A 16,321-nucleotide genomic window follows, 5' to 3' on the forward strand; every position below is an offset into this window, starting at 1 on the left:
CTCCGAACCGGGCCGCCCCCCTGCGGCGGTCCTGGCCATCGACGCGGGCAACAGCAAGACGGACGTGGCGGTGGTGGACACGGAGGGCTCGGTGCTGGGCTCGGCCCGCGGCGGCGGGTTCCAGCCGCAGCGGGCGCGCGCCGCGAAGGGGGGCGCCGCACTCGGCGGACCCGACACACGCGACGCACTCGACGGATCCGGCCGACACAACGCACCCGACGCACTCGACGCACTCGACGCACTCGACGCACTCGACGGCACGGTGCGCCAGGCCCTCGGCAGCGCGGGGCTGAGGTCCGTCACGCATGTCTCCGCCTGTCTCGCCAACGCCGATCTGCCGCTCGAGGAAGCGGAGTTGGCGGCTGGCGTACGGGCCCGCGGCTGGGGTGCCACGAGCGAGGTCCGCAACGACACCTTCGCGGTCCTGCGAGCCGGGGTCGACGAGCCCGGGGGCGTCGCCGTCGTCTGCGGCGCGGGCATCAACTGCGTGGGCATGGCGCCGGACGGCCGTACCGCGCGCTTCCCGGCCGTCGGCAGGATCTCCGGGGACTGGGGCGGGGGCGCGGCGCTCGGGGAGGAGGCACTGTGGTTCGCCGCCCGCGCCGAGGACGGGCGAGGTGAACCGACCGAGCTGGCCCGGACGTTGCCGGCGCACTTCGGCCTGCCGTCGATGTACGCGCTCATCGAGGCACTGCATCTGGGACGTGTCGGCACGGGGCGCAGACACGAACTCGCCCCGGTCCTGTTCTCGACCGCCGCGGCCGGCGACGCCGTGGCGGGCGCCATCGTCGACCGGCTCGCGGAGGAGGTCGTGCTGATGTCCACGGTGGCGCTCGGCCGACTGGGGCTGCTGGGCGAGGAGGTCCCCGTGGTACTCGGAGGCGGCGTGCTGGCGGCGCGGCACCCCCGGCTGAACGGCGGGATCGAGAAGTCGCTCGCCGTCCGGGCGCCGAAGGCGGTCGTCTCCGTGGTGACCGCTCCGCCCGTCCTGGGCGCGGCGCTGCTGGGCCTGGACCACCTCGGGGCGTCGGCGGCGGCACGGGTCCGGCTGCGGTCACGGTACGAGAGCCATGCGCCGCGGTAAGGGGATCGGGCGCCCCGCCGCAGGTCCGCCGAAGCCTGGCCACCCACCGGACCCGCCGGCGTCACCGGTCCGCCGAAACCGGCACAAACTGTACAACCTGTACAACCCGCATAACCCGCGCAACCGACACAACCGGTGCACGGCGGTGTGTCGGGCGCGCCGGTACACCACCGTGTCCGTCCTCGTGCCCGGCGCGCCGGGCAGACGGCCGGACGGCCGGACGGACGGACGGCCGGAACCGAAACAGCCTTCGGCGGCGTATTCAGGACGAGGTACCAGGACGGCGTACCAGGACGCGGCGGCATTGACGCGACACGCCGGATGACACAAGATCCTGTGAACGCTAGGTGTGGAATGTCCGCTCCCGCGGCCATACTTCTGGCCGGAAGCAGTTCCCCACCCGCGGGAGGTCGGACGCCGTCAGATGACCGAGGGGGAGGTCAGTTGACACACATGCCGAGCGCGGCGGGCCCGCCCGCGCCTCCGGTGCCGCACGTCCCGGCGCAGTCCGGCCCGGCATCCGGCCCGGGGTCACGCCCCTCTGCCGGTCGGCCGGCGCCGTCTCCGGGGCCGCCCGCGCGGGAGAGCGCCTGGGCGGAGACCTCGTCGCGGCTGCGCGCCGCCGCGACGACGGAGCCCGGGCGGCTGCGCATCATCGGCGCCGTACTGGCGGCGCTGGTGCTGGCGTTCGGCGCCGCGACGGCTGTCGAGATCACCGGCCGTTCGGCCTCCGCCGACGCCGTGGTCGACCGCAGCCAGCCGCTCAGCGCGGACGCGGCGAGCATCTACCGCTCGCTCGCCGACGCCGACACGGCCGCCGCGAGCGGCTTCCTGGCCGGGGCACAGGAGCCCGCCGCGGTGCGGGAGCGCTACCGCGAGGACATCGCCGGCGCCTCGCGGCTGCTGGTGAAGGCCGCCGCGAACACGGACGGTTCGACGGACTCACGGCGCTGGATCACCGTGCTCAACGAACAACTCCCCCGCTACACGGGCCTCGTCGAGCGGGCACGGGCGGGCAACCGCCAGAGCCTCCCCCTCGGCGGGGCCTATCTGCGGTACGCGAACGAGTCGATGACCACCGAACTGCTGCCGGCGGCACAGAAGCTCTACGAGGAGGAGACGGCCCGGCTCGAAGACGACCACGGCGGCGCCCGGGCGTGGCCCACCATGTCGCTGGGGCTCGGGGTGGTGGCGCTCGGCGCTCTGGTCTGGGCGCAGCGCCGCGACTACCTGCGTACGAACCGGGTGTTCAACCCCGGGCTGCTCGCCGCCACCGCGGCGTGCACGGTGACGCTGCTCTGGCTCGGCGCCGGGCACGCACTCGCGAGAGCGGGGCTCGACGAGGCCCGGGCCGAGGGACAGCAGTCCCTGACGGTCCTCAACGACGCCAGGATCAGCAGCCTCAAGGCCCGGGCCAACGAGAATCTGACCCTGGTCGCACGGGGTGCGGTGCTCACCGAGGACGGCAAGGGCGACAAGTACGAGGCGGGCTACGCCTCGGGAATGAGCCGGCTCACCGCCTCGCTCGGCCGCGCCGGGCAACTCGCCGGTGACGGTGCGGGTCGCGCACCGGTCGCGCAGGCGGTCTCCGCGGCGTCCGAGTGGAGGAGCCGGCACCGGCAGGCCGGTGAGAGCGACCGGGCGGGCGACTACGACGGCGCGCTCGCCAAGGTGATCGGCGGCGAGGGTTCGACGGGCCAGTGCTTCGACCGGGTGGACGCCGCGCTGGAGAGGGCGCTGGCGCATGAGCAGGCCGAGTTCACCGAGGCCGCCGAGGGCGGCCGGGGCGCGCTGGCGGGCCTGCCGGCCGGGGCCGCCGTGCTGACGGTCGCCGGCGCGGCAGGCGCCGTGCTGGGCATCGGCCGCCGACTGTCGGAGTACCGGTGAGAGGGGGAGAAGTGGCTGACCCGATGCCGGACGGGACACCCGGCGGGACACCGGGCGGAACACCCGACGGAACGCCCGGCGGAACACCGGGCGGAACACCCGACGGAACGCCCGGCGGGACACCGGGCGGAACACCCGACGGGACACCGGGCGGGACACCGGGGGCCGAAGCCGTGAGGGCGGCCCGGCCGCGACCTGCGCGCCAGAGGGGGCTTGTCCCGCTGCGGCTGCGCGGCTGGGGCGGTGTCGCCTGGATGGCGGCTGCCTGCGCGCTCACCGCCTCCCTCACCCTGCTCCCGCTCTCGCGGGGAGGGCCGTCGGCCGGCGCGCTCCGGAGCGCCGAGCAGACGGCCGCACCACCCGCGAAGGCCGACGACTGCACCAGCCCCGAGGCGTCGCTGCGGCCCTCGTCGGCGGACGGCCCGGCGATCGAGGAGATCAAGCAGCGCGGCCGCCTCATCGTCGGCATCGACCAGAACAGCTACCGCTGGGGATACCGCCGGGCGGACGGCGGGCTGGAGGGCTTCGACATCGATCTGTCCCGGGCGATCGCCCGGGACATCCTGGGAGACCCCGAGAAGATCGTCTTCCGGGCGGTGCCGACCAACCAGCGAATCGCCGCGCTCGACAACGGCACCGTGGACCTCGTCGTAAGGACGATGACCATCAACTGCGCCCGGATCAGACAGGTCGCCTTCTCCACGGCGTACTTCCGCACCGGCCAGCAGGTGCTGGCGCCCCGGCAGTCCACGATCACCGGCTTCGACGAATCCCTCAGGGGCCGGCGGGTCTGCTCCGCCGAGGGCTCGACGGCCTACGACGCGCTGGCGAAGGACTCGCACGGGGCGCTGTTCAAGGACGAGGACGACGACGGTCCCGGCGACCGGAACCGGTTGACGGTCCCCAACCAGCTGGACTGCCTGGTCCGGCTGCAACTCGGCGAGGTGGACGCGGTCGTGACGGACGCGGCCCTCGCAGCGGGCCAGGCCGCGCAGGACCCGTCCGTCGAACTCAAGGGCGACGGGCCGTTCACCACCGAGTACTACGGCGTGGCCGCCAGACTTGGCAGGGACGACCTCGTCCGCAGGGTCAACCAGGTGCTTGAGCGGTACCGGGCGGGCCCCTGGACGCGGGCGTACGTCAAGTGGCTGAAGGAGGACCTGCCCGGCATACCCGGCCCCCCGGCGCCGAAGTACCGGGAGGAATGACGGCGCCCGGCGGGCGGCCGGAGGCGGTTGGCGGACACGGACGGTCGACGGCGGTCGACGGAAACCGACAGTCGACGGAAGCAGACGGACGACGGCGGATCCACGGCGCTCCACGGAAGCAGACGGACGACGGCGGATCCACGGCGCTCCACGGAAGCAGACGGACGACGGCGGATCCACGGCGGTCGACGGGAAGGCCGCACCGGCGGTGACGCCGGGCGGCGGTGGCGAGTACACGAGCGGAGAGGTGATCGATGAGCGTCGCGGGACTCCCCGGGCCGGTAATGGACCGGGACGAGGTGGACCGTGCGCTGGCGCGGCTCGGCGAGGAGCACGAGGCGATCGAGACCTCGCTCCTCGCCCTCCAGGACCATGCGGGCCGCAGGCTCCTGGAGGGGGCGGAGCTGACGGGCGTCACCAGGGACCGCTGGGCCTCGACGGAACAGGCGATCGCGCTGCTGTGGGGCTACTTCGACGCCTACGCGGGGGCGCTGCGCTCGGCGCGTGAACTGCGGGCCCGGCGCCGCTGGCCGAGCCGGGACGACCTGGTGGCGCTGACGGACCGGCTGCGCGGGCCGAGCGTCGCCGTGGCGAGTGCCGCCGCCCGGCCCGCGCCCTCCTCGGACGGGCCCGCAAAGCTCTCGGAGCGTTTCACCCTGGAGGCCCTGGTCGGCCGGATGAACACGCTGTACGCCCGCTCGCTGGACGTGGTGGTGGCCGCCGACGCGGTGTGGTCGGCGCTCCCCGCGCGTATCGATCTGCTGGCGGCGGAGTTGCAGCGGACCCGTTCCCTGGCCCACTCGGTGGGCGTGCGGCCGGGCGAGCACCCGGCAGGCGACGAGCTGGACTCGATCACCCGGGAACTGTCCGAGCTGAGGGTGCAGGCCGTATCGGACCCGCTGGCGTTCTGGTCGCCGGCGACGGCGAGTTCGGCACCCGGCGGCGGCCGTCCCGACACGGGGCGCTACGACCGGGCGGCTCGTTCGCTGGAGGACGTCCGCCGGGAGATCGAGGCGGTCCTCGCGGTGCGGCAGGACTCGGAGACGAGGCTCCTGCGGTTGCGGGACGTGCTTTCCCGGGCGGACCGCACACTGACCGAGGCGCGCGCCGCGCGGGGCGAGGTACTGGCGAGGATCGCCGCGTCCGAGGTCCCCGCGGTCAGCGGTCCGCCGACCGTGTTGCAGGAGCGGCTGGCCACCGCGGCCGAGTACCGCAGGCACGCCCAGTGGCACCGGCTGTCTCCGCTGCTGGAGTCACTGGAGCGGGAGGCCGAGGACGAGTTGCTCCGTGCGCGCGAGTCGTTGACGGCCGTGACGGCGCCGCTGGCGGTCCGCGCCGAGCTGCGCGGCCGGCTCGACGCCTACAAGGCGAAGGTCGCCCGGCACGGCATGGCCGAGGACCCGCTGCTGATCGAGCGGTACGACGTGGCCCGCCGGATGCTGTGGAGCGCACCGTGCGATCTGCGCGCCGCGGAGCAGGCGGTGCTGCGCTACCAGCGTGCCGCCGCGGAGGTGCTGGTACCGCGGCAGCCGGGATCCGCGGACGGCGGCGGCCACCGGGGGGAGCCGTGATCCGCGCCCGGGCCGGCGCCGCCACCCGGCTCCCGTCCGCGGCATCGGCGACCGGGCCGGCTGACGGGCAGGGGGAACCGTGAGTGACCTGACGACGTGCGGCCGTCCGGGCTGCGACGGAGCGTACGAGGACGTCGGCGGCGGCGAACTCTACTGCGGCACCTGCGGACTCGCCCCCGAGAGCGGGCGGGGCGCCGGCCCCGCGACGGCGAACGCCACGGCGGCCCCCTACTCCCCCTCGCCCTCCCCCTCGCCCGCACCCGCACCCGCACCCGCACCCGCAGGTGCCTGCCAGCGCCCCGGCTGCGATGGAGCGTACGAGGACGTCGGCGGCGGCGAACTCTACTGCGGCACCTGCGGACTCGCCCCGGTGGTCGCGAGGAGCGGAGCGCGGCGGTCGCACCCCACCGGTGCCACGGGAGACGGCCGGAGCGTGATCAGCGGCCCGGCACGAGACAGCTCATCGTCGGGCTCCCGCTCGTCCGGCTCACCCGGCTCACCCCGCTCATCCGACTCACCAGGCTCAGCCCGTTCAGCCCGTTCAGCCCGGGCGTCAGGTTCGTCGGCGTCACGGCGGTCGGTCTCGGGCCGGCTGTCCCGTTCGCTGTCCGAACGCGGCTCGGGCCGCTCGGTGTCGGTCCGCAGCTCCGGCTCCTCGACGTCCTCGTCGGGCCGGCACCGTCTGGGAGCCGGGCTGGTCTCGGTCCCGGACGTGCCGCGCCCCGAACCGCGTTCAGCGGTGATGGCGGAGCCGGAAGTCCCGGAGCGGAAGCGATTCTGCAGCCGCGGCGACTGCGGAGCGCCGGTGGGACGTGCGCGCGGCGACCGCCCGGGGCGCACGGAGGGCTTCTGCACCAAGTGCGGACACCCGTACTCCTTCGTCCCCAAACTGCGTGAGGGGGACATCGTCCACGGGCAGTACGAGGTGACGGGCTGTCTGGCCCATGGCGGCCTCGGCTGGATCTACCTCGCCGTGGACCGGGCGGTGTCCGACCGCTGGGTCGTCCTCAAGGGACTGCTGGACACCGGCGACCAGGACGCGATGGCGGCGGCCATCTCCGAGCGCCGGTTCCTCGCGGAGATCGAGCACCCGAACATCGTCCGCATCTACAACTTCGTCGAGCACCTGGACCAGCGGACCGGCTCCCTGGACGGCTACATCGTCATGGAGTACGTGGGGGGCAAGTCCCTCAAGGAACTCGCCAACGAGCGGCGCGCGCCCGACGGCAGACGCGCCCCGCTGCCGGTCGAGCAGGCGTGCGCGTACGGCATCGAGGCGCTGGAGGCGCTCGGGCATCTGCACAGCCGGAACCTCCTGTACTGCGACTTCAAGGTCGACAACGCCATCCAGACCGAGGACCGGCTCAAGCTCATAGACATGGGCGCCGTACGGCGGATGGACGACGAGGAGTCGGCGATCTACGGCACCGTCGGCTACCAGGCACCGGAGGTGGCCGAGGTCGGCCCGTCGGTCGGGTCGGACCTCTACACGGTGGCCCGCACCCTGGCGGTGCTGACGTTCGACTTCCAGGGCTTCACCAACGTGTTCGCGGACTCCCTCCCGGACCCGGCCAACATCGAGGTGTTCCGGACGTACGAGTCGTTCTACCGGCTCCTCGTCCGCGCGACCGACCCCGACCCGGCGCGCCGGTTCGCCTCCGCTCAGGAGATGGCGGACCAGCTGACGGGAGTGCTCAGGGAGGTCGTCGCGGTGCAGACGGGCCGGCCGCGCCCTTCGCTGTCGACCCTGTTCGGCCCGGAGCTGCGCGTCACGGACACGGAGCTGTTCGCCGAACTCCACGGCGAGGTCTCGACGCTGGGGACCGGGCGGCCCCCGCGACGGAGCCGCGGAGTGCCCGCGGTGACCCGCACCCGGCAGATGCCGGGAAGCTCCGGTGGACAGGCGGCCGCACGGCCGTCGGCACCCGCCCGGCAGGTGCCGGCGCAGGGGACCGGGAGCCGACCGGACGCGGCCGGACCTGGTGCCGCCGGGACGGGTGCCGCCGGACCTGGTGCCACCAGGACGGGTGCCGCCGGACCTGGTGCCGCCGGGACGGTGGCGGCAGGCACCCCCGGTCCCGGTGCCCCCGGCGACCCGCATCCGTACGCCTCCGGCCCGGCCGGCGTCCCGCCGCAGGCAGCCCCTCCGGCACAGCTCGGGGGCCGGTCGGCGGCCGGGCGGCCGCACCTCGCGGACCTGGACGTCCGCGCGACCGCACTGGCACTGCCGGTCCCCCTCGTCGACCCGAGCGACCCCAACGCGGGCTTTCTCGCGGGTCTCCTGGCCTCCGCGCCCGCCGAACTGATCGCCGCGCTGGGAGGCGCACCCGCGGACTCCCCGGAACTGCGGCTGCGCGAGCTGCGGGCACGGCTGGAGACGGGCGAACTCACCGCCGCGGCCGACCTCCTGGCCGATCTCGAGGCCGGGCAGCCCGACGACTGGCGGGTCGTCTGGTACCGCGGCGTCGCCTCACTCGCCACCGGCGACGACGAGACGGCCGCGCTCTCCTTCGACGCGGTCTATGACGCGTTCCCGGGCGAAGCCGCGCCCAAGCTGGCGCTCGCCCTCTGCGCCGAGGTGCTCGGCCAGCCGGACAACGCGGCGGAGTACTACCGCCTGGTGTGGACCACGGATCCGGGCTATGTGAGCGCCGGGTTCGGACTGGCCCGGGTGCAACTCGCGGCCGGCGACCGGACCGCGGCCGTCCGCACGCTCGACTCCGTCCCCGAGTCGTCGATCCACTACACGGCCGCCCGGGTCGCGGCGGTGCGGGCACGGCTGCGCCGGCGCGCCGCGGAGGATGCGCTCATCGACGACCTCTCGGCCGCCGCCGACCAGGTCACGGCGCTGGAGGGGCTCGGACTGGACGCGGTGCGGCGTGAGCGGCTGTCCGCGGAGGTGCTGGGCGCGGCGCTGGACTGGGTACTCTCCGGCAGTACCGGCGCCCGGTCGGCGAGAACGGTTCTGCTCGGCAGCGAACTCGACGAACGGGGACTGCGCTTCGGCCTCGAACGCTCGTTCAGGATGCTTGCCAGGCTCGCGCCGGACGGCGGGGAGCGCATCGAACTGGTGGAGCGGGCCAACCGCTACCGCCCACGGACGTGGGTGTGATGCCGCCCCGTCGGGGGACACGACCCCTCACGTCCGGTGGAAGGACCCGGGCGTGACCGGCACATCAAGGCGAGGTGGAAGCGAATGACGCCGCAGATGCCCCAGCAGGCGGCCTGGTCGACGTGCCCCGGCTGCGGGGAACCGCTCGAATCCGGCGATCTGTTCTGCGGAGCGTGCGGGTACGACCTCTCCGTGGTGCCCCGGCCGCCCCGGGAGCGCCCCGCCGCCGCCTCGGGCACCCGGGTGGACTGGCCCGAGGCACCCCAGGCCCCCGAACCCGGCGGACCCGGACTGCCGGGGACGCTGCAACGGCCCGGAGAGCTTCCGGGTACCGACTCGGGGGGCCGTGAACTGGCGGCGGCCCCCGTCCACTTCGAGCACCCGGACACGGTGCCGGCCTCCGCCACGGCGCCTCCGGCGGTCCGGCAGACCGGCGCTGAAGCGCGGTTCGGGCCGACCGCGGCGGGCGGACCCACGCCCGGAACACCCGGTCCGTCCCCGGTCTCCGGACTGGGACCGGGAATGGGACCGGGAACAGGACCGGGAACAGGAACAGGACCGGGAACAGGAACGGGACCGGGAACAGGAACGGGAGCAAGAGCGGGAACAGGACCAGGATGGGGCCCAGGAGCGGGAACAGGACCAAGAGCGGGAACAGGACCAGGACCAGGACCGGGGGCACACCCGGGCCCGGAGCCAGGGGCAGGCGGCTGCCAGCCGACCCCGCCCGGCCCCCTCGCCGCCGTGCACCACGGTGAGCACCCCGGCGTGCACCACGGTGGGATCCCCGGCGGGGGCTCCGACGATGGCTCCGGCGGGGGCTGGGGCGCGCCCCCGCCCGCCGCGATGCTCTGCGTCGCGTGCCGCGCCGGTCAGGTGGATCCCGACGGCTACTGCGAGCGCTGCGGGCACGCCCAGCCGCGCGAGCGCGATCACATGGAGCAGGAGTTGTCCGGCGTGGCCGCGGTCAGCGACCGGGGGCTGCGGCACCACCGCAACGAGGACTCCTTCGCGGTGTCGTCCACGGCCCTGCCCGACGGCTCACCGGCCGTGATCGCGATCGTCTGCGACGGTGTGTCCTCGGCCACCCGGCCCGACGAGGCGTCCTCGGCCGCGGCGGGCTGCGCCAGCGAGCACCTGCTCGAGTCGCTGCCCCGGGGCACGCATCCGCAACAGGCGATGCACGAGGCGATCCTCGCCGCCGCCGCCGCGGTCAACTCCCTGGCGGCGGAGCCCGGCACGGCCTTGCAGCACGACCCGCACCGCCACCGCAACGCTCCCGCGTGCACGCTGGTGGGCGCCGTCACCGCCGGTGAGCTGCTGGTGGTGGGCTGGGTGGGCGACAGCCGGGCGTACTGGATCCCGGACGACCGCGGCGGCCCACCCGCCCGGCTCACCGAGGACGACTCCTGGGCGGCCCAGATGGTCTCCGCCGGCCTGATGAGCGAGGCCGAGGCGTACGCGGACGAGCGCGCGCACGCGATCACCGGCTGGCTCGGCGCGGACGCATGGGAGCTGGAACCCCACACGGCCGCGTTCAAGCCGGACCGCCCCGGTGTGGTGGTGGTGTGCACGGACGGCCTGTGGAACTACGCGGAGGCGCCGGAGGAGATGGCGCAGGTCCTGCCGCCCGACGCGGCGGGCCGGCCACTGCACGGGGCGCGGGTCCTGGTCGGCCATGCGCTCGACGGCGGGGGCCACGACAACGTAACAGTGGCCGTGCTCCCGTTCGCGATGCGCCGGCAGGGGGCAGGATCGGCCTGACCCTGCTCCTGCCCCTGCCCCTGCTCCTGCTCCTGCTCCTGCTCCTGCTCCACTCTGCCCCCGCCCCTGCCCCTGCCCCTGCCCCTGCCCCTGAGCACGGTCACGCATCCGCGCCCCCGCGTCCGCTTTCGTCCGGCACCCCCACGCCACGTCTGTCTGCCCAGCTGAGCATCGAGGAGCCAGTTCGGATGGCCGATAACTCCGAGACGAACGCGCCGCGGTTCTCCGTCGAGGTGTACCAGAACGAGTACCTGCCCGAGGGCGGGCGCGAGGTGAACGCGATCGTGACGGTCACCTCCGCCGGCGGCGGCACGAGCGGCGGTGCTCACCTCGTCGGGACTTCCGCTTCGGCCGCCTCCCCGCCGGGACGGCGGACGGACGCCGCCGTGGTCGTGATGGTCGACTGCTCGGGCTCCATGGACTATCCGCCGACGAAGATGCGCAACGCGCGCGACGCCACGGCCGCGGCCGTCGACACCCTGCGCGACGGCACCGCGTTCGCCGTGGTCTCGGGAACGCACATGGCCGCGGAGGTGTATCCGGGCGGCGGCCGGCTGGCGGCGGCCGACGCGACGACCCGGGCCCGGGCCAAGGAGGCGCTGCGCGGGCTGAGCGCCGGCGGCGGCACCGCGATCGGCACCTGGCTGCGGCTGGCGGACCGGTTGCTGGGCGGCGCCGACGTGCCGATCCGGCACGGCATCCTGCTCACCGACGGCCGCAACGAGCACGAGAGGCCTGAGGACCTGCGTGCCGTCCTGGACGCCTGCGCCGGGCGCTTCACCTGCGACGCGCGCGGCGTGGGCACCGACTGGGAGGTCGGGGAAGTCACCGGCATCGCCTCCGCGCTGCTCGGCACGGCCGACATCGTCGCTGATCCGTCCGGGCTCGCCGCCGACTTCACAAGGATGATGGAGAACGCGATGGGCAAGGAGGTCGCGGCCGTGGCCCTGCGGCTCTGGACCCCGGTCGGCGCGGAGGTCGTGTTCGTGAAGCAGGTGGCGCCCGCGGTGGAGGATCTGACCGGCAGGCGCCGGGAGGCGGGGGTCCGCTTCGGCGACTATCCGACCGGCTCCTGGGGCGACGAGTCCCGCGACTACCACGTGCGCGTGCGCGTGCCGGAGGCCGGCGTCGGCAGGGAGATGCTGGCGGCCCGGGCCTCGCTGATCATCCCGGATCCGGCCGGCGGCGCCCCGCGCCCGCTCGCGCAGGGGCTCGTGCGGGCGGTGTGGACCGACGACCTGGCGGCTTCGACCGCCATCAGCCCCCAGGTCGCCCACTACACGGGTCAGGCCGAACTGGCACAGGTCATCCGGCAGGGCCTGGACGCCCGCAAGTTCGGTGATCTCGACAACGCCACCGCGAAACTGGGCCGCGCCGTGCAACTGGCGGCGGCCTCCGGCAACGAGGACACCGCGAAGCTGCTGGCGAAGGTGGTGGACGTCGTCGACGCGGCGACGGGTACTGTGCGGCTGAAGGCAAGGGTCGCGGAAGCGGACGAGATGACACTCGAAACGCGCTCCACGAGGACAGTTCGCGTAAAGAAGTAGATCACGCCGCGATCAGGGACCGCCGGCAGCGGTCACCGAACGAAAGAGCGCACCAAGGAGAGTCCGGCTCGCCCGCCGGACGGAGGAGAGGGGGAAGCGCCGACATGCCGACCTGCCCGAACGGACACCGGTCGGGTTCCGACGACTGGTGCGAGGTCTGCGGCCATCGGATGGCCGGGGCGGGGGCTCCGGCGGGCGCGGTTCCGCCGCCGGCCCCTGCGCCGCCGCCCGCACCGGGCTACGGATACCCGGGGCCCGGAGACCCGAACGCCACCGCCCAGGCCGAGCTGTGCCCGCAGTGCCGTACGCCCCGCGAGCCCATGGCCCCGTTCTGCGAGGAGTGCCGCTGGAACTTCCTCACGAACACGGCGACGTCGTACACCCCCGTGGCCCCGCCCCACCGGCCGGGCCCCGGCGATCCGCCGTCCGGGCTGGACCTGCCGCCCGGCTTCCAGGCGCAGCAGCCGCGCCCGCAGGACCCGTTCGAGTACCAGGGCTCGCGGCCCTCGCAGATGAACCGGCCCGCCGAGCCGCTCGGCGGCGAACCGCCGGCGCCCCGGCCGCCGCACGGAGGGCCCCCTCCCCCTCCCGCTCCCCCGCCGCCGTTCCCGGGGCCGTACCCGGGGCCGGGGACGTCCGGTTCCGAGGACGTCTCCGAGTCGCCCGGGCAGCAGCGCCCCGCCGGCCCGCCCGAGTTCAGCCGGCCGGCGGCCCAGCCGCAGTACGGGTACCCGTCCGGCCCGCCGGCGCCTCCCGGCTTCCCGCAGGCCGTCCCGGCTCCTCCGCAGCAGCCGCTGAGCGCCGGTGACGACGACTGGATGCTCTCCCCGCCCCCGCCCCCGCAGCCGCACGCCCAGCAGCCGCATGCCCAGCAGCGGCCCGGGGGGCAGCAGCACCCGGCGCCCCCGCCGCAGCAGAGTCCCTACGAGCCCGCCGGCTGGACGGTGGCCATCGCCCCCGATCGCGAGTACTTCATGGCGATGATGCAGCGCAGCGGCCCCGAGGCGGCCGGACTGAACCTGCCCGCGTACTCGCCGGAGCAGCAGCTCGCGCTCTCCGGGGACCAGATCACCATCGGCCGCCGCCGGCACTCGACCGGCGAGTCGCCCGACATAGACCTGTCGGTGCCGCCGGAGGACCCGGGCGTCTCGCACAAGCACGCGCTCCTGATCCAGCAGCCGGACGGGTCGTGGGCCGTCGTCGACCAGAACTCCACCAACGGCACCACGGTGAACGGCGCGGAGGACCCCATCCAGCCGTACGTCCCCGTGCCGCTGCGGGACGGCGACCGGGTGCATGTGGGCGCCTGGACGACGATCACCATCCGCCGGGGCTGAGCCCCGGTCGCCAGGCGGCCCCGGGCGCTTCGGGGGGCCAGGACATACGGCCCCTCGGAGTCGTCCAGCCGCGGCCGGCGGCGACCCCGCTCACGGTCGCCCGAAGCGCTCCCGCTCCGGCCGCCCTCCGCGCTGCCGGAGCGCGAGCGCTTCGCCCGGGTCGAGAACGCCCGCGGTCAGGGTGGGCGGCAAGCGGAACTGCCCGCTCTGCGCCACCCGCCGCGGCAGGCCGTCGGCGTGCCGGTCTTCCGGTCGTCGGGAGCAGGCACCGACCGGCCCGGCTCCGCGCAGCGGGACGAAGTACGCGGGCGTGTGCGGGGAACACCCCTCGACGTGATCTTCCTCACGCGTCCGCAGCACCGCCGGCCCGCTGGCCGGTCGGCCCGCTGACCCGTTGACCCGTTGACCCGTTGGCGGACGAGCGGGCGGGCGGGGATGAGCCCGCCCGGCACGCACTGCGGGAGCCGGGCGCACGGCACCCGAGGCAGGGTGCGGGTGGCAACGGCGCGGTGGAACGGGGCGCCCCCGGACAGCCGACCGCAGCGTCACCGGTGATCACATCTCACGCCGTCGCCGCGCGCGCCCGGCGACGGGACCGGCCCAGGGGTCCCGTAACGGGCGCGCCTGCCGGTGCGCGCCCATGCGCCTCCACCGTGCTGCGGGCCGGCCCGGAGGCGAGCACCCGCACCGCGCTCCGGGCCGGGCGCGCCTCCTCCCCGCCGGGGGCGCCGCCATCCGCCCGGGGACCGCCTTCCGCCCGGGGGCAGCCATCCGCCGGGGACCGCCTTCCGCCCGGGGGCAGCCATCCGCCGGGGACCGCCTTCCGCCCGGGGGCAGCCATCCGCCGGGGGCCGCTTTACGCCCCGGGTGCCGCATTCCGGCCGGAGGTCCTGGGGCCCGGGTCCTCCTCCGGTCCGTCTGAGAGCATGGAGCGGTGAACGAGATTCCGCGGGGCACACTTCAGGAGCAGACCTTCTACGAGCAGGTCGGCGGCGAGGAGACCTTCCGCCGCCTGGTGCGGCGCTTCTACGAGGGCGTCGCCGAGGACCCCCTGCTGCGGCCGATGTACCCGGAGGAGGACCTCGGCCCGGCCGAGGAGCGCCTCGTTCTGTTCCTGATGCAGTACTGGGGTGGGCCGCGCACCTACAGCGACAAGCGCGGCCACCCGCGCCTCCGTATGCGCCACGCCCCGTTCACCGTCGACAGGGCCGCGCACGACGCCTGGCTCCGGCACATGCGGGCCGCCGTCGACGAACTCGGCCTCTCCGAGGAGCACGAGCGGCAGCTCTGGGACTACCTCACCTACGCCGCCGCGTCGATGGTGAACACGGCAGGCTGACCCCTGAGGTTCTGGTGGTGGTCGCAACACCCCAGCTCAAGGGGTGCGATGGACTTCGAGATCCGCAAGGTGCGGACCGCCCAGGACCCTTCGCCCGGCGCGTCCCGCCGAGGCCCCTCACAGCCCGCCACAGCCCCTCACAGCCCCTCACAGTCCGTCGCGGCCCGATCACCGGAGTGCAGCGTGCGGCGTGCCGGGGGGTGCCCCTATCTGTTTCGTCAACCTCGGTGGGGTCGACTTGTATGGGTCGGTGCTGGTTCTCGGGAACGTTTCGCGAAGCGGGATGTTCCCGGCGGATCGGGTGGCAGACAGCCATACCGGGCCCGGAGGCCAGGCGCCCCGTTTCGGGGCCACGAGAAAGGTAACGGGTCAGACCGGGGTGACGTTCAGTGTGCCGAGCCCCGCCCTGCGCACCGCGACCGAGCCGAACGGCGTGCGCAGCCGGAGCCAGCCGCCCGCGGCCAGGAGCGCCGGGCGGGGGGCGTCGTCCGGGGTGGGGCGAAGGAAGCCCAGCGACCAGGCGGCGTGAACGGCCCTGAGCGGCAGCCCCGTGTCGCCGAGGGGCCTGGACCAGATCTCGCGGCCGATCCGGTCGCGTTCGGCACTGCTGCGGTGCGCGGCGGGCAGCGCCGCGTCCCGTGCGCGGAACTCCGCGACCGCAGCCGCCACCGCTCCCCGCAGCCGGTCGGGGGCGGGCAGCCCCGGAACCTCCCGCCAGCCTCCCCGAGGAGGCAGCACACCGGTCCACGGAGGGCCGGTGACCGCGGTCGGCACGGCGAGCCGGGAGCCCTCGACGGACTCCAGTAGTTCACCCGCGGACACCGTGACGTCCAGCTCGACCGGTTCCGCCAGCCGCGCCGTCCGGATCGCGAGGACCTCGAACGACGGCGGCCGGCCGAACACGGCGAGCGCGCCCCCGCCGGCCTGCATCCGCACCGCGGCCGCCCGGTCGTAGTGGATCAGCCGGCCGAGGAAGGCGGTGAGGTCCGCCGCCTCCCGGGCGCCGGCCAGCCGAAGGGTCTGCACCGGCGCGGTCATGCCGCGAGCGCGTCCTTCACGTCCTGCTCCTCGTCCAGGTACTCCCGGAGGAAGGACTTCTCCTCGGCGGTGATGCGGCGCGGGCGCCCGGCCGACAGGTCGTAGGGGACGACGACGGTCGAGGCCCGTACGTACACCTGGCCGGGGTCCTTGATCTCGTAGGCGATGGTGAGCGACGCCGCGCCGATCTTCGTCACCCAGGACTCGACGGTGACCGGATGGTGACGGTGCACGAGCGGGCGTACGTAGTCGATCTCATGACGGGCCACGACGGACCCGCCGGAGAACGACGGGGAGCCGTTCCCCGGCGCCAGCCGGAACATGAAGTCGATGCGGGCCTCCTCCAGATAGCGGAGGAAGACCACGTTGTTGACATGCCCGAAGGCGTCCATGTCCGACCAGCGCAGGGGACAGCTGTAGATATGGCGAGCCAC

Annotated in this window: 11 protein-coding genes; 9 read left to right on the plus strand and 2 right to left on the minus strand. The window is 74.6% G+C overall.

Features of this window, described 5'->3' with window-relative positions; translation table 11 throughout:
- The first annotated feature begins 31 nt into the window (after positions 1 to 31).
- From DDQ41_RS06910 to DDQ41_RS06955, 9 genes are all read left to right on the plus strand, one after another.
- A complete protein-coding gene (locus tag DDQ41_RS06910) occupies positions 32 to 1,084 on the plus strand; it encodes an N-acetylglucosamine kinase (protein WP_449451404.1) in 1,053 nt (350 codons plus the stop codon).
- 453 nt (positions 1,085 to 1,537) lie between these two features.
- Positions 1,538 to 2,971 carry a hypothetical protein gene (locus DDQ41_RS06915; RefSeq protein WP_262508647.1) on the plus strand — a complete coding sequence of 478 codons (1,434 nt, stop codon included), beginning with the start codon at positions 1,538 to 1,540 and terminating at the stop codon, positions 2,969 to 2,971.
- 254 nt (positions 2,972 to 3,225) lie between these two features.
- Positions 3,226 to 4,179, plus strand: coding sequence for a glutamate ABC transporter substrate-binding protein (locus DDQ41_RS06920; RefSeq protein WP_109293687.1), 954 nt, complete (start codon positions 3,226 to 3,228; stop codon positions 4,177 to 4,179).
- A 284-nt stretch (positions 4,180 to 4,463) separates the two neighbouring features.
- Entirely contained in the window at positions 4,464 to 5,750 is a 1,287-nt protein-coding gene (locus DDQ41_RS06925; protein WP_109293688.1) for a coiled-coil domain-containing protein, read from the plus strand.
- A 79-nt stretch (positions 5,751 to 5,829) separates the two neighbouring features.
- On the plus strand, positions 5,830 to 8,862 hold the full coding sequence (locus DDQ41_RS06930) for a serine/threonine-protein kinase (RefSeq protein ID WP_162602626.1): 3,033 nt from the start codon (positions 5,830 to 5,832) through the stop codon (positions 8,860 to 8,862).
- Between the two features lie 768 nt (positions 8,863 to 9,630).
- Positions 9,631 to 10,626 (plus strand): PP2C family protein-serine/threonine phosphatase, encoded by a 996-nt coding sequence (locus tag DDQ41_RS32990; RefSeq protein ID WP_394342128.1) that lies wholly within the window; start codon positions 9,631 to 9,633, stop codon positions 10,624 to 10,626.
- 188 nt (positions 10,627 to 10,814) lie between these two features.
- The gene (locus DDQ41_RS06945; protein WP_109293690.1) at positions 10,815 to 12,173 is read left to right on the plus strand and encodes a vWA domain-containing protein; all 1,359 of its coding nucleotides are present in this window, start codon (positions 10,815 to 10,817) and stop codon (positions 12,171 to 12,173) included.
- 104 nt (positions 12,174 to 12,277) lie between these two features.
- Complete coding sequence (locus DDQ41_RS06950) at positions 12,278 to 13,510, plus strand: FHA domain-containing protein (RefSeq protein WP_109293691.1); 1,233 nt, start codon at positions 12,278 to 12,280, stop codon at positions 13,508 to 13,510.
- Positions 13,511 to 14,444: 934 nt separating this feature from the next.
- Complete coding sequence (locus tag DDQ41_RS06955) at positions 14,445 to 14,849, plus strand: globin (RefSeq protein WP_109293692.1); 405 nt, start codon at positions 14,445 to 14,447, stop codon at positions 14,847 to 14,849.
- Between the two features lie 369 nt (positions 14,850 to 15,218).
- Here the strand turns inward: DDQ41_RS06955 and DDQ41_RS06960 are convergent, their stop codons facing one another.
- Together DDQ41_RS06960 and DDQ41_RS06965 are read right to left on the minus strand one after the other, a co-directional pair.
- Complete coding sequence (locus DDQ41_RS06960) at positions 15,219 to 15,887, minus strand: hypothetical protein (protein ID WP_109293693.1); 669 nt, start codon at positions 15,885 to 15,887, stop codon at positions 15,219 to 15,221.
- Positions 15,884 to 16,321 carry an acyl-CoA thioesterase gene (locus DDQ41_RS06965; protein ID WP_109293694.1) on the minus strand — a complete coding sequence of 146 codons (438 nt, stop codon included), beginning with the start codon at positions 16,319 to 16,321 and terminating at the stop codon, positions 15,884 to 15,886. The genes DDQ41_RS06960 and DDQ41_RS06965 overlap by 4 nt, the downstream gene beginning before the upstream one ends.

The organism is Streptomyces spongiicola (genome assembly GCF_003122365.1).
Lineage (GTDB): Bacteria > Actinomycetota > Actinomycetes > Streptomycetales > Streptomycetaceae > Streptomyces > Streptomyces spongiicola.

Excerpts from the sequence above, each read along its gene's own strand:
- DDQ41_RS06950 (WP_109293691.1), top strand. The coding sequence starts at position 12,278 with ATGCCGACCTGCCCGAACGGACACCGGTCGGGTTCCGACGACTGGTGC.
- DDQ41_RS06945 (WP_109293690.1), top strand. The coding sequence starts at position 10,815 with ATGGCCGATAACTCCGAGACGAACGCGCCGCGGTTCTCCGTCGAGGTG.
- DDQ41_RS06960 (WP_109293693.1), bottom strand. The coding sequence starts at position 15,887 with ATGACCGCGCCGGTGCAGACCCTTCGGCTGGCCGGCGCCCGGGAGGCG.
- DDQ41_RS06915 (WP_262508647.1), top strand. The coding sequence starts at position 1,538 with ATGCCGAGCGCGGCGGGCCCGCCCGCGCCTCCGGTGCCGCACGTCCCG.
- DDQ41_RS06920 (WP_109293687.1), top strand. The coding sequence starts at position 3,226 with ATGGCGGCTGCCTGCGCGCTCACCGCCTCCCTCACCCTGCTCCCGCTC.
- DDQ41_RS06925 (WP_109293688.1), top strand. The coding sequence starts at position 4,464 with ATGGACCGGGACGAGGTGGACCGTGCGCTGGCGCGGCTCGGCGAGGAG.